Source organism: Herpetosiphonaceae bacterium (genome assembly GCA_036374795.1).
Lineage (GTDB): Bacteria > Chloroflexota > Chloroflexia > Chloroflexales > Kallotenuaceae > LB3-1.
In genome coordinates this window covers 1-12,950 of sequence record DASUTC010000297.1, presented here as the reverse complement: position 1 = coordinate 12,950, position 12,950 = coordinate 1, and the positions used below count along the sequence as shown (strand labels likewise).

Sequence of the window (12,950 nt, the reverse complement as noted above, 5' to 3'; positions counted from 1 at the left end):
CAGCACATCGATCAGATCGTTGGCGATACTATAAACGCCGAGCGTGGCAAAGACCAAAATGCTGGCATAGAGCACAGGCCGGGGAATCGCCAGGATTTTGATCCAGATGCGGATCAGTGGCAGGTTCAAGATCAGCAGCATGACGTTGCCAACGTACAGGCTGGCGATCAGCGCCCAGACGAGATCCGGCGCGTTGGTGAACAGCAGCGGGCCGGGCTGCAAGTTATAGATCTGGAAGGCGACCAGCAAGATCGCGGCGGTGGCCGACGTGGGAATGCCAAGCGTCAAGAGCGGCACCAGCACGCCGGAAAACGCCGCGTTGTTCGCAGCTTCCGGCCCGGCCACCCCTTCGATCGCGCCGCGCCCCCACTCGGTCTTGCGCTTAGAAAGCCGTTTCTCCAGGCTATAGCTTAGAAATGTCGGAATTTCAGCGCCACCCGCCGGGAGCGCGCCCAGGGGAAAGCCGATCAGCGTGCCACGCAGCCAGGGACGCCACGAGCGCCGCCACTCATCGCGTGTCATCCAGATACCGCCCTGGATCGGTATAATCTCTTCACGGTCATGGCGCAGCCGGGAAGCAACGTACAGCGCTTCGCCCACGGCAAACAGCCCGACCGCCACGACGACGATGTCGATACCGTCGAGCAGTTGGGGAAGGCCAAACGTGAAGCGAGTCTGGCCGCTCAGCACGTCGATGCCGATCAGACCCATAAACAAGCCGATGAACAGGCTAATCAGGCCACGCAGCAGCGAGCGCCCGACCAGCGCCGTCACGCTGACAAAGGCCAGCACCGTGAGCGCGAAATAATCGGCAGGCTGAAAGATCAGCGCCAGATCCGCAACCAGCGGCGCGACAAAGGTGATCAGCAGCGTCGAGATCGTACCCGCAACAAACGAGCCGATCGCCGCAGTCGCCAGCGCGGCCCCGCCCCGTCCACCTTTCGCCATCTGAAAGCCCTCCAGCGTCGTCGCCACCGAGGCCGACTCACCGGGTGTGTTCAGCAGGATCGAGGTCGTCGAGCCGCCATACATGCCGCCGTAGTAGATTCCGGCAAACATAATGAACGCGCCGGTCGGATCGAAGTTGTACGTCAGCGGCAGCAGCAGCGCCACGGTAAGCGCCGGACCAATGCCCGGCAGCACGCCGACCAGCGTTCCCAGCGTCACACCAATCGCCGCGAGGAGGAGATTGGTTGGACTGAGCGCCGTGGCGAATCCGGTGAGCAGGTTGCCGAGCACGTCCATGATCGCCTCTTGCAGCTACATAAACTGACCGAGCACGCCCGCCGGGAGGCGCACGCCAAGCACGCGCGTAAAGCCGAAGTAGATGATCACGCCAAGCATGATCCCGATCAGCACATCGCGCAGCAGGTGAGTGCTGCCAAGCATGCGCGCAACGACCGGCACAAACAGCGCGGTCGCCAGAATATAGCCAAGGGGACCAAGCCCAAAGGCATACACCACCAGCGCCAGCGCGATCAACCCAACGCTGGGCCAGTGCGTCGCGGCTTCCTCAGACGCCGCCTGCTGCATCAGATCCAGATCCGGCAGCGCGGTCGTGCGCAGCAGAAAGATCGCGCTGAGCAGGAGCAGGCCGAGCGCGACGATCACCGGAAAAAAGCGCGGGCCGATCGCGCTATAGCCGCCGCCCTGCCGGATCTGGAATGTTTGGACGAGGATCACCAGACCAATCGCCAGCAGCGCAAGGGCGACAAGACGCGGCCCAAGCCAGCTCCGGCCCGCGCCACCGCGATCGTCGGCGCTCATTGCACCAGCCCGATCTCTTTCAGCACCCCTTCGACGCGGGTGCGCTCGTCCGCCAGATAGGACGCGAACTCATCGCCGGTCTTGAAAAAGTCGGTCCAGCCGTTCTTCTCCAAGGCCTGCTTCCATTCATCGGTGCCGTGCATCTGCTCCAGCGCCCCGATCACCGCCGCACGCTGATCTGCTGAAAGATCGGGTGCCCCGAAGACGGCGCGCCAGTTTTCAAGCGACACGTCGATTCCGGCCTCTTTGATCGTCGGCGCGTCGACACCCTCGACCTTTTGCTCGCCCGACACCGCAAGGAAGCGGAGCTTGCCCGCTGCGGCCTGCTCGCGGAACTCGGACACGCTCGACACGCCCGCCGTCACCGCGCCGGAAAGGATCGCCGCCAGCGCCTCGCCGCCGCCGGAGTGAGCAACATAGTTAATCTGAGAAGGATCGACACCGGCAGCTTTGGCGAGCAGGCCCACCAGGATGTGGTCGGTGCCGCCAGCCGAGCCGCCGCCCCAGCTTATGCTTGCAGGATTCGCTTTGAAGTCTGCAATCAGATCTTCAAGCTTCTGATACTTCGAGCCGCTGGCGACAACAATCGCCTCCGCCTCGGATGTGAGCGATGCGAGCGGCGTCACCTGATCCAGCGTCACGGGCGATTTGTTGGTTTGGATCGCCCCGACCATCACCAGACCGCCGACCATCAGCTGATGCGGATCGCCTTTGTGCTCGTTCACAAACTGTGCCAGCCCTACGGTGCCGCCAGCGCCGGGAACATTGTACACCTGCGTATTCTGCCCCGTGCTCTTTTGCAGCGCGCTCTGCATCGCGCGCGCCGTCTGATCCCAGCCGCCGCCAGGCGAGGCAGGTGCCAGAATGTTGAGCGCTTCTGTTGGAAAATCGGCATTCGTCGATTCGCCGCCTGCCGCGACGCTCGCAGCCGCGCTTGGACTCGCCGCCTCGCCGCCCGCAGCGCTTGGGCTGGCCGACGTTCCAGCGCCACCATCAGTGGTATTGCCGCACGCTACGATCACTGGCAACAGCAAGATCAATAGGCCCAGCACACGCAGCAATCTGCCCATAGAGCGGTTCCTTTCGATCGTAACGATCACGTCGTATAGCAACATGGTTGCTACAGTGCTCGATGATCCGAGCTCGCCCACGATCGCGGCGAGTGTATCAGCGTTGACCAACAAACTGTTTCTAGCGTAGCAAATTCCGCTCCACGATGATCGGGCTTGAGGCGGAGCTCCAGCGCTCACGAGGCCGGATTGCCATGATGCGGCAGGCGGCGCGCGGCCTTGTAGGGAAAGACCTCGATCAACTCGCCGCGCCGATGCTTCTCTTGCAGCTCCGTCCAGAAGCGCACCGCGAAGATCTCGCTGTGCGTCTCGGTAAATACCCGCTTGTACGGCTGCGGCAGCCCGATAAAGGTCTGAATCTCCTCAGGAAAAATATCGTCCTCTGCGGCGAAAAACCAAGGCTCGCCATCCAGATCGCGATCGTCATCCGCGACCGGCACCGCCCTGAAGTGGCACTGTTCGAGCAGCCGCAGATCGTCGTAGTCGTAGAAGACCACGCGACCATGGCGGGTCACACCGAAGTTTTTCAGCAGCGTGTCGCCGGGAAAGATGCCAGCCGCGCCCAGATCCTTGATCGCCTGTCCTAGATCGACGACCACATCATGCGCCGCCTCGCCCTCCGCGCGCCTGAGATACATATCGAGCGGCACGAGCTTGCGCTCGGTGTACAGGTGCTTGATGATAATATCGTCGCCGACCAGCGTCACGCTCTGCGCGGCAGCCGTGAGCAGCTCGTCGAGCAGCGCGGCATCGAAGCGTCCTCGGTGAAAGCGCAGATACTCGAACTCCTGAGCATCCACCAGGCGGCCAACCCGATCGTGCTTGAAGACCAGCTCGTACTTCTGCTTGACCTGCTCGCGCGTCGCAGTTTTGGGATAGTCGAACGCATCCTTGATCACCTTGAAGACCACATCGTAGCCCGGCATGGCGAAGACGATCATCACCATGCCTCGCACGCCGGGCGTGTGCGCGAAGGCGTCGTCGGTGCGATCGAGGTAGCCCAGCAGATCGCGGTACAGCTCGGTCTTGCCGTGCTTGTTGTAGCCCAGCGCGGTGTACAGCTCGGCAATCTGCTTGCGGGGCATGATCGAGCGCAGAAACGCGATGACCGCGTACGGATGATCGACGACGGCGTGAAAGTAGGAGTGGGCGAAGCTGAAGATAATGCTGGCCTCGTCCTCAGTCAGCAGCGCCGCATCCACCGCGATGCCGGGGGCGGTATGTTGCAGCGGCAGCACCAGCGGCAGCACCCGCCTCCCTAGGTGGATTCTGCCGATCACATAGGCTCCCGCGCCGCGATAAAAGACCGGCTTGAGCATATCGATCTGCTCGATCGGCGAGCCGTCGGCGACGGCGCGCACCTCAGCCGCGATCATCTCGGCCACCAGCCGGGCGTCGCGCTCGATGTCCTGGTAGGCCACGCCAAAGGGCTGATCCAGCAGGATCGCGCGGGTCAGATCCGTAAGGCTGCCGCCGTCCGATCCGTACGTGGTGTAGACAAGTTCGGGATTGGGAAACGCCAGCACGTCGAGCATCGGGCCGACGAACTCAATATCTGGATTGACGCCGACGGTGACAAAGATCTTGCGCGTGACCGAGTTGAAAAAGGTTTCGGCCAGCTCGACATCGGGCCGCCCCTCAAGCTGCTGCGCGTAGACCTGTTTCATCGCGATCCAGACCGCCTGATCGGTGGTCAGGCCCGCCAGCACCTCGTTCAGCTCGGCGATCACCGCCTTGACCACACGCGCGTACAGATCGAGCCGCTCGGCGGCGTCTTGCCGGGAGCGCTGCCAGTCGCGCTGCTCGAAGCGAGCCTGCGCGCGCGACGAGATGCGCTTGAACTCGGAGTGATAAGCGTCGAAGGCGCGCATGACCAGCGAGGCGGCGTAGGTTGCCTGTTTCTGGCTTGTAAGAGCATCGGTCATGGTCGAATCTCCCGTACAGCAGCGCGATCTGCTTGATCACGCAAGCAAGGCAAGGTACGTTCTTACGATCCAGCGTATTATAAACGGGCACAGCTTGACTATCGCAGGGCTGCATGGTCGCGTTTTACCTGCTTGACATCGCACATCAAATGCGCGATAACTCTCTTGAGGTGAATATATGAATCGCGAGCAGATCTGGCGTGAATTTGATACGCTTCCACCGCAGGCCCAGCAACAGGTAGCCGACTTTATCGCCTTTTTGCACAGCCGCACAAGTCAGGCCACCCCAGCGACTCCAAGCGCATCCTCAGATTTTGCCAATGAGCCGTTCGTCGGAATGTGGCAGGATCGTGAAGATATGAGCGATAGTAACATATGGGTGAGACAGGTCCGTACACGCGAGTGGACACAAGGCGATGACTAAATTGGTCATTGTCGATACTGATGTGCTGATCGACGTTGGCCGTGGCATCCAAGACGCTACCGTGAGCTTACACAATGTCGCGCAGCAGGCGGCGCTTGCCGTCAGCGTTGTTACACAGATGGAGCTATTCGTTGGCTGTCGTAATAGCGCTGAGCTTCGACATATTGACCGATTCCTCACACGGTTTCAGATTATCCTCGTGAGCGAGCAAATATCAGGTGCTGCCGTGGATCTGCTGCGGCAGTACCGATTGAGTCATGGGCTACTTATTGCCGACTCGTTGATTGCAGGCACGGCACTGGTTTTGAACGAGTCGTTGTTGACGAAAAACCAGCGCGACTACCGCTTTATTAGAGGGTTGAACTTACTGGCATACCCGTATCCCTGACAACCTATGCTGAACAGATTGTAAGGCCCTTGGAGTCGTGATCAGCAGCCCACAAGGATGTGTCTTTACGCTCGTCGTCTTATGTTCGTGCAAATCTATCGTGTTTCTCACATGAGATTGTGGCGCTCGCCTTCACAATGGGTATAAGGGTGCTCGATCTAGCAGACCCTTTGGAGACTCGTCTGTGACAACCTCGTATGATGTGATCGTCCTGGGGCTGGGCGGCATGGGCAGCGCGGCAGCCTACCACCTGGCCGCGCGCGGCCTGCGCGTCCTGGGCCTTGAGCAGTTCACGCCGGGCCACAACCTTGGCTCGTCGCACGGCGGCACGCGGATCATCCGCGAAGCTTACTTTGAAGATCCGGCCTATGTGCCGCTGGTCCAGCACGCCTACACGCTCTGGCAGCGGCTAGAGCAGGCAACCGGGCAGCAGCTTCTTCAGATCACCGGCGGCCTCGTGATCGGACAGCCCGACTCGGAGCTAGTCACGGGAGCGCTGGCGAGCGCGCGGCTGCACGATCTGCCGCACACGATCCTGAGCACCCAGGATCTACGGGAGCGCTACCCGATGTTTGCGTTCGCGCCTCACGAAATAGGCGTGTACGAGCCGCGCGCGGGCTTTCTGCGCCCTGAGGCGTGCGTGCTGGCGCATCTTGAGGTCGCCGCTCGCAGCGGCGCGGAGCTGCACTTCGAGGAGCGCGTGATCGGCTGGGAGGCTAGCGACGAGCGGGTTGAGGTGGAGACGGAGCGCGGACGCTACAGCGCGGGGCGGCTGGTGATCACGGCGGGGCCGTGGGCCGGAGAGCTGATCCGCGAGCTAGCGCCGCAGCTTCGGGTAGAGCGCGTGCCCGTCTTCTGGTTCGATCCGCAGCACATGGCGGCGGCCTTCGCGCCGCAGCGCTGCCCGATCTACATCTGGCAGCGCGAGGACGTGGGCTTTTTCTACGGCTTCCCGCTGATCGATGGCCGGGTCAAAGTCGCGCGGCACTACGCGGGCGGCACCACGACGGCTGCGACGATCGATCGGACGGTCCACCAGGAGGAGATCGACGAGCTGCGCGAGATCCTGACGGGCTTCATCCCCGGCCTGTCGAGCGAGCCGGTACACACGAGCGTCTGCATGTACACCAACTCGCCGGATCTGCACTTTATCATCGATCGCCATCCCGCGCACGCGAACGTCGTCGTCGCCGCCGGATTTTCGGGACACGGCTTTAAGTTCAGCCCGGTGATCGGCGAGATGCTGGCTACGATGACGCTCGACGCGGCGGCAGCGCCGCTCGATCTGTTCCGCTGGAGCAGACTGAGCGTGTGACGCGCTGCTACCTTTTCCTACTCAGGAACCGGCTCGGCGGTCACATGCTGCGCGGCCAGCGCCGCCAGCACCCGCTCAGGCGTCATCGGCTGCTGCGTGACCCACACGCCGGTCGCATCGTAGATCGCGCTGGCGATGGCCGGAGCGAGCGGCACCAGCGGCATCTCGGCCATGCCCCGCGCGCCAAACGGCCCGTTGGGATCGGCCAATTCCAGCACCACCGGCACGATCTCCGTGGGCATGTCCAGCGCCGTCGGCAGCAGATAGGTGCTGAAGTGCGGCGTGAGAATATGGCCGTCGCGCACCTGGAAATGCTCTAGCAGCGCGTAGCCGAGCGCCTGCGCGACACAGCCTTCGATCTGGCCCTCCACCTGCTGGCGATTGATCGCCCTGCCGACATCGTGGACGCTGATCACCTTGTGTACCTGGACCTGCCCGGTCAGCGTGTTCACCTCGACCTCGACCGCCTGCGCAGCGTAGCCGTAGGCATAGTTGGGACGGCCCGCCGTCGTCACTGGATCGAGCGGCGTGGTGGTGGGAGCGCGAAACTGGATCGTCGCGCAGGCCGGACGCTCCTCGTCGGCCCACTGTGCCAGCGCAGCGACCGCCGCGTCATGCACGGCGCGTCCGGCCATGTAGGTCAGGCGCGAGGCCGAGGCGCTGCCCGCGTTCGGCGTCTCGCTGCTGTCGTCGCAGATCATCGTGATCTTCTCGATGGGCAGGCCGATCGTCTCGCCGACGATCTGGCGCAGGATCAGGTGGACGCCCTGCCCGACATCGGCGGCTCCGACGCGCACATGCGCGTGCTCGATCTCCGCCCCGCCGACCAGCTCGACCGTCGCCGTGGCCTGCTCAGGGTAGCCGAACGAGTAGCCGATATTCTTGATGCCGCATGCGATCCCAATTCCGCGCCGACAGTGCTCTGAGGCCGGAGGAACAACGGAACCAGGGATCAAGGGATCAAGGGAGTTCAGCCCTGGTTCCTTTGTTCTTTTGTTCCTTGGTTCTTTGTTCATCTCCTCCACACAGCGCTCCAGCACCGGCAGCGCGCTCACGCCCGGCGGTAGCGGCTGCTGCGTCGGCTCGATGCTGCCCTCGCGGTAGATATTGCGGCGGCGCATCTCGATCGGATCGATGCCAAGGGCATGGGCCAGCCGCGTCACCATGATCTCGCTTGAGAACTGCGCCTGGGGCGCGCCAAAGCCGCGAAACGCGCCGCTTGGAATATTGTTGGTATAGACCGCGTAGCCGTCGACGGCGATATTGGGCACCTCGTAGCAGCCAGTGGCGAGCAGCGACGCGATCTTCACCACCTCCTGGCTCGTCGAGGCGTACGCGCCGCCATCGGCGATTACCTCGGCCTCCACGGCGGTAATCCGTCCGTCGCGCATCGCGCCCCAGCGGCAGCGGATCGTGATCGGATGGCGCTTGTGATGGCCGATCATCGACTCCTCGCGGCTCCAGACGAGCGCCACGGGACGGCGCAGCTTCCACGCGGCCAGCGCCAGCACATGCTGGATCGACAGATCTTCGCGCCCGCCGAACGCCCCGCCGATCGCGGCGTAGCGCACGATCACCTGCTCCTCCGGCAGTTGCAGCATCGCCGCGATCTGCCGCCGGTCCTCGTGGAGCCATTGGCCCGCCGTCTCGACCACCACCCGGCCCTGCTCGTCGATCCAGGCAACACCCGCCTCAGGCTGGAGAAAAGCGTGCTCCTGCCAGGACGTGCTAAACTCGCCGTCGAGCACGACATCCACCTCCGCCAGCGCCCGCGCCGCGTCGCCTTTGCGGATCGGCACGTGGTAGAGCAGATTCGTGCCGCGCCCGGCATGAACCAGCGGCGCGTCCGCCTCCAGCGCCGCACGCGGATCGGCGACCACCGGCAGATCCTCGTAGGCCACCGAAACCAGCTTCGCGCCTGCCGCAGCGGCAGCCGCCGTCTCCGCCACCACCAGCGCCACCTTATCGCCCTCGAAGCGCACGACATCGCCGCAGAGCACCGGCTGATCGGCGTCGATCAGCCCGAACGCATTAAACGGCACGTCCGCAGCGGTGAGCACCGCGACCACACCCGTCTGGGCCAGAGCTGCGCTCGGATCGATCGACACGATGCGCGCGTGTGGGCGGTGGGCGAATACCACCTTGAGATGCAGCATATCGGGCCGCACCAGATCGCCGGGATAGCGCGCTGCTCCGGTGACTTTATTGAGCGCGTCGGGACGCGGCAGCGACGCGCCGATCTGTGTAGTCATAGGAATCTCCTGAGGATCAGCCGCGACCAGCCGATCCGCACCTGAAAACAAAGGGCTTTATGCGTCCGGCAGCGCGACCTGATCCGCGTGAGCGGCAGCCTGAACCGCGTCGAGAATTTTGCGGTAGCCGGTGCAGCGGCAGATGTTGCCACTCAGCGCCACCTGCGTCTGCTCGCGATCGGGCGTGGGATGCTCTTGCAGCAGCTTCGCGCCAGCCATGATCATGCCGGGAATGCAGTAGCCGCACTGGACCGCTCCGTGCTCGATGAACGCCGCCTGAAGCGGATGCAGCCGCTCGCCGTCTGCCAGCCCCTCGATCGTCGTGATCGTCGCGTTGTGCGCCTGGGGCGCTGGCACCAGACAGGCCATCACCGCCTGCCCGTTCAGCCAGACGGTACACGCGCCGCACTCGCCCTCGGCGCAGCCCTCTTTGGTGCCGGTCAGCCCGGCATCCTCGCGCAGCGCATTGAGCAGCGTTTTATGGTGGGCGTTTGCCAGCCGGTAGGGCTGCCCGTTGATCGTCGTGGCGATCGTGCCCTCGAACGGCGAGTGCTGCGGCTCGACCACATCGGCTTCGAGCAGCACCGGCTGCGCCGGGAGCGCTGGAGATTGCTCGGACATGCTCAAGTGCCGCAGCGCATCCGCCACCAGCGCCGCCAGCGTCGCACGCCGGTAAGCCGCCGAGCCGCGCAGATCATCGATCGGCGCGACATCGCCGCACGCCAGCCGCCCCGCTTCTTCGCAGACCGCCCGGTCGAGCGTCTTGCCGCGCAGATAGGCTTCCGCCGTGGGCGCGTACACCACCGTCGGCGCGACACAGCCAAGCGTAATCCGCGCGTCGCTCACCTGGTGGCCGTCGAAGGTCAGCATCAGGGCGATATTGATCACCGAGATCGCCTGTGCCCGGCGCAGCCCCAGCTTGAGAAACAGCCCGCGCTGGCGATCGGTCATCGCCGGAAAGCGAATCTCGCGCACCAGCTCGTCGGGCCGCAGCACCGTGCGTCGCACGCCCAGATAGAACTCGCGCAGCGGCACCACGCGCTCGCCCGCCGTGCTCGCCAGCACAACCTCCGCATCCAGCGCCAGCAGCGGCGTGATCGTATCGTTGGCGGGCGAGGCCGTCACCAGATTTCCGGCGATCGTCGCGCGGGTGCGAATCTGTGGCGCTCCCACCTCGGCGCAGGCCTGCACCAGCGTCAGCGCGTGACGCGCGCAATCCTGCGAGGCCAGCACGTCGTTGTGCGTGGCAAGCCCGCCGATGCAGATCGTGCCGTCGATCTGCCGGACATACTTGAGATCGCGTAGCATACTTATGTCAATTAGAGTAGTCGTCGGGCGCACGCCGCGCTGAAGCTCGACCAGCACATCGGTGCCACCGGCGACGAGCCGCGCCTGCCCGGCGTGCTCCTGAAGCAGGCGCAGTGTCTCAGTCAGCGTCGCAGGTTGAAGATAGGTTTGCCACATCACACTCGCTCCTCTTCGATCATCGCCTGGCAGAGTTCAAAGGTCAAAGTTTCAAGTTTCAAGTTCCAGGTTTCAAGTTCTTGGCTCTCGCACTTGTTCCCGTGTTCCTGTGTTCTTTGTTCTTTCGTTCCCCGGCGTCAGCAGCCGCCCGCCGGGAGTGGGATCGACCGTGCCGGTCCCAAAGACGGTCCTACCGCGTACCAGCGTACGGACGATCCGCCCGCGCAGCGCTTTGCCGAGGTAGGGACTGTGCCGGTGCCGGTAGTACAGATCGGTCGATTGTAGAACAAACTCGTCGTCGAGATCAACCAGCACCAGATCGGCATCGGTCCCGACGGCGATCCTACCTTTGGTCGGCAGATCGAAGCGCCGGGCCACAAACGCAGCGGTGATCGCGGCGATCGTCGTCAGCGGCAGCCCGCGCGCGTGGTAGCCGTCGGTCAGCAGCACATGCAGCAGCGACTGGCAGCCGGAGATCCCGCCCCAGACCTTGAAAAAGTTGGCATCGGTCTTAAGATCCGCCGGAGACGGCGAGTGATCCGACGCCACCATCGGCAGCGTGCCGTCGAAGATATGCTCCCAGAGCGCGGCCTGCTCGTCTTTAGAGCGCAGCGGCGGCGCGCACTTCGCCACCGCGCCCAGCTCCTCCATATCGTCATAGGTCAGCGCCAGATAGTGCGGGCAGGTTTCGCAGCTCACATCGACGCCGCGCTGTTGTGCCGCCGCCACCAGCGCCACGCCGCGACCGGTGCTGACATGCACGATATGCAGCGCGCAGCCGGTTTCGGCGGCAAACAGAATCGCCCGCTCGATCGCCTCAAGCTCAGCAAGCGCCGGACGTGAGCGGAGATAATCGTGTACGCCGGTGCGGCCCTCCGCCTGTGCCCTCCGCGCCAGCAGGCCCGTGATCTGATCGTTCTCGGCGTGCAGCGCGACGATGCGGCCCAGCTTCGCGGCGCGCGCCATGCCCTCGTAGAGCGTCAGATCGTCGACCGCCGCGAAGTCGTCGATGCCGCTGTTGGACATGAACGCCTTGAAGCCGACCACCCCGCGCTCGGCTAGCTCGTCCAGCCGCTCGACGTTGCCCGGCACCAGCCCGCCCCACAGCCCGAAATCGACCATCGATGAAGCGCGTGCCGCCGCCAGCTTCAGATCGAAGCTGGCCGCGTCCACAGTCGGCGGATGGGCGTTGAGCGGCATGTCGAAAAAGCCGGTGGTGCCGCCCGCCGCCAGCGCGCGCGTGCCCGTGGCGAAGCCCTCCCACTCGGCGCGGCCCGGCTCGTTGAAATGCACATGCGCGTCGATCGCGCCCGGCAGCACATACAGACCGGCGGCATCGATCTCGGCGGCGCTGCTGCCCTCAAGCTCCGTCTCGATCGCCACAATGCGCTCGTCGGCCACCGCGAGATCGGCCCGGATCGCTCCCTGCGGCGTGACCAGCGTTCCGCCGCGCACAATCAGATCGTAGCGGCTCATAGCGTATCCTGTTCGGCGGCGAGTAATTCCAGAAAGCGTTCGAGCACACCGATCGCCACCGCCACATCTTCGATCGTCACCGACTCGGCGGGATTGTGGCTGATGCCGCCCTTGCAGCGCACAAAGAGCATCGCCACGGGCGTGATCACCGCCAGCGAGGCCGCGTCGTGGCCCGCGCCGCTCGCCAGGTGATGAGCCGGATAGCCCAATCCGCCGACCGCCCGCGCCAGCAGATCGGCCAGCGCGGACGAGCACGGCACCGAGCGCGTATCGTGCAGCTCTTGCCAGTCGAGCGCAACGCCCCGCGCCGCGCAGATCCGCTCCGCATGCTCGTGCAACAGCCGATACGCCTGCTCGCGCCGCGCATCCTCGGCGTGGCGCACGTCCAGGCTGAGCGATACACGGCCTGGAATCACGTTGCTCGCGCCCGGCTGCGCCGTCACCTGCCCCACCGTCGCCACCAGGCCCGGCTGCTGGCGGCCCAGTGCCTCGACCGCCAGCACAAACTCGGCGGCGGCGCAGAGCGCGTCGCGGCGCAGATCCATCGGCACCGTCCCGGCATGGCCTGCCGTGCCTACAAACGTGACCGTCGCGCGGCTCTGCCCCTGGATCGCCGTGACCACGCCCACAGGCAGGTTGAGCGACTCAAGCAGCGGCCCTTGCTCGATATGCACCTCGCAGTAGCCGAGCAGCGTGTCGCCGTCGAGCCGATCCTGGTCGAGCGCGTCGGGATCGCCGCCAAACGCGCGGATCGCATCGGCCACCGTGATACCTTTCGCATCCATGAGGCGCAGCATCTCAGGCGGAAACGTTCCCGCCACGGCCTGGCTGCCGAGATAGGTGCTGCCGAAGCGCAGGCCCTCCTCGTC

General features: G+C 64.4%; 11 protein-coding genes. 3 read left to right on the top strand and 8 right to left on the bottom strand.

Annotated elements, in window-relative coordinates:
• The 4 genes from VFZ66_23230 to aceK all read right to left on the bottom strand — a co-directional run.
• Positions 1 to 1,245 (bottom strand): tripartite tricarboxylate transporter permease (locus tag VFZ66_23230; GenBank protein ID HEX6292120.1); only part of this gene is annotated, 1,245 nt, incomplete at its 3' end.
• Positions 1,246 to 1,260: 15 nt separating this feature from the next.
• A complete protein-coding gene (locus VFZ66_23225) occupies positions 1,261 to 1,767 on the bottom strand; it encodes a tripartite tricarboxylate transporter TctB family protein (protein HEX6292119.1) in 507 nt (168 codons plus the stop codon).
• Positions 1,764 to 2,837 carry a tripartite tricarboxylate transporter substrate binding protein gene (locus VFZ66_23220; GenBank protein ID HEX6292118.1) on the bottom strand — a complete coding sequence of 358 codons (1,074 nt, stop codon included), beginning with the start codon at positions 2,835 to 2,837 and terminating at the stop codon, positions 1,764 to 1,766. Before VFZ66_23220 ends, VFZ66_23225 begins: the two co-directional genes overlap by 4 nt.
• A gap of 176 nt (positions 2,838 to 3,013) precedes the next feature.
• Positions 3,014 to 4,762: a bifunctional isocitrate dehydrogenase kinase/phosphatase gene (aceK, locus tag VFZ66_23215; protein HEX6292117.1), complete on the bottom strand. Its 1,749-nt coding sequence runs from the start codon at positions 4,760 to 4,762 to the stop codon at positions 3,014 to 3,016.
• A gap of 178 nt (positions 4,763 to 4,940) precedes the next feature.
• On the opposite strand from aceK, the gene VFZ66_23210 reads away from it, so the two are divergent.
• The 3 genes from VFZ66_23210 (at position 4,941) to solA (ending at position 6,889) form a co-directional block, all read left to right on the top strand.
• Positions 4,941 to 5,186 carry a DUF2281 domain-containing protein gene (locus tag VFZ66_23210; protein ID HEX6292116.1) on the top strand — a complete coding sequence of 82 codons (246 nt, stop codon included), beginning with the start codon at positions 4,941 to 4,943 and terminating at the stop codon, positions 5,184 to 5,186.
• On the top strand, positions 5,179 to 5,574 hold the full coding sequence (locus VFZ66_23205; protein HEX6292115.1) for a type II toxin-antitoxin system VapC family toxin: 396 nt from the start codon (positions 5,179 to 5,181) through the stop codon (positions 5,572 to 5,574). The genes VFZ66_23210 and VFZ66_23205 overlap by 8 nt, the downstream gene beginning before the upstream one ends.
• A 184-nt stretch (positions 5,575 to 5,758) precedes the next feature.
• Entirely contained in the window at positions 5,759 to 6,889 is a 1,131-nt protein-coding gene (gene solA / locus VFZ66_23200; GenBank protein HEX6292114.1) for an N-methyl-L-tryptophan oxidase, read from the top strand.
• A 17-nt stretch (positions 6,890 to 6,906) separates the two neighbouring features.
• On the opposite strand, the gene VFZ66_23195 is transcribed toward solA, so the two are convergent.
• From VFZ66_23195 to VFZ66_23180, 4 genes are all read right to left on the bottom strand, one after another.
• Entirely contained in the window at positions 6,907 to 9,141 is a 2,235-nt protein-coding gene (locus VFZ66_23195) for a xanthine dehydrogenase family protein molybdopterin-binding subunit (protein HEX6292113.1), read from the bottom strand.
• 57 nt (positions 9,142 to 9,198) lie between these two features.
• The gene (locus VFZ66_23190) at positions 9,199 to 10,605 is read right to left on the bottom strand and encodes an FAD binding domain-containing protein (GenBank protein HEX6292112.1); all 1,407 of its coding nucleotides are present in this window, start codon (positions 10,603 to 10,605) and stop codon (positions 9,199 to 9,201) included.
• A gap of 72 nt (positions 10,606 to 10,677) precedes the next feature.
• Positions 10,678 to 12,081 carry an allantoinase gene (locus tag VFZ66_23185; protein HEX6292111.1) on the bottom strand — a complete coding sequence of 468 codons (1,404 nt, stop codon included), beginning with the start codon at positions 12,079 to 12,081 and terminating at the stop codon, positions 10,678 to 10,680.
• Positions 12,078 to 12,950 (bottom strand): Zn-dependent hydrolase (locus VFZ66_23180; protein HEX6292110.1); only part of this gene is annotated, 873 nt, incomplete at its 5' end. The genes VFZ66_23180 and VFZ66_23185, both read right to left, overlap by 4 nt.

What these genes read in the sequence shown, in the direction of transcription:
- aceK (HEX6292117.1), bottom strand. Translation starts at nt 4,762, where the DNA reads ATGACCGATGCTCTTACAAGCCAGAAACAGGCAACCTACGCCGCCTCG.
- VFZ66_23225 (HEX6292119.1), bottom strand. Translation starts at nt 1,767, where the DNA reads ATGAGCGCCGACGATCGCGGTGGCGCGGGCCGGAGCTGGCTTGGGCCG.
- VFZ66_23185 (HEX6292111.1), bottom strand. Translation starts at nt 12,081, where the DNA reads ATGAGCCGCTACGATCTGATTGTGCGCGGCGGAACGCTGGTCACGCCG.
- VFZ66_23195 (HEX6292113.1), bottom strand. Translation starts at nt 9,141, where the DNA reads ATGACTACACAGATCGGCGCGTCGCTGCCGCGTCCCGACGCGCTCAAT.
- VFZ66_23210 (HEX6292116.1), top strand. Translation starts at nt 4,941, where the DNA reads ATGAATCGCGAGCAGATCTGGCGTGAATTTGATACGCTTCCACCGCAG.
- VFZ66_23220 (HEX6292118.1), bottom strand. Translation starts at nt 2,837, where the DNA reads ATGGGCAGATTGCTGCGTGTGCTGGGCCTATTGATCTTGCTGTTGCCA.
- VFZ66_23190 (HEX6292112.1), bottom strand. Translation starts at nt 10,605, where the DNA reads ATGTGGCAAACCTATCTTCAACCTGCGACGCTGACTGAGACACTGCGC.
- VFZ66_23205 (HEX6292115.1), top strand. Translation starts at nt 5,179, where the DNA reads ATGACTAAATTGGTCATTGTCGATACTGATGTGCTGATCGACGTTGGC.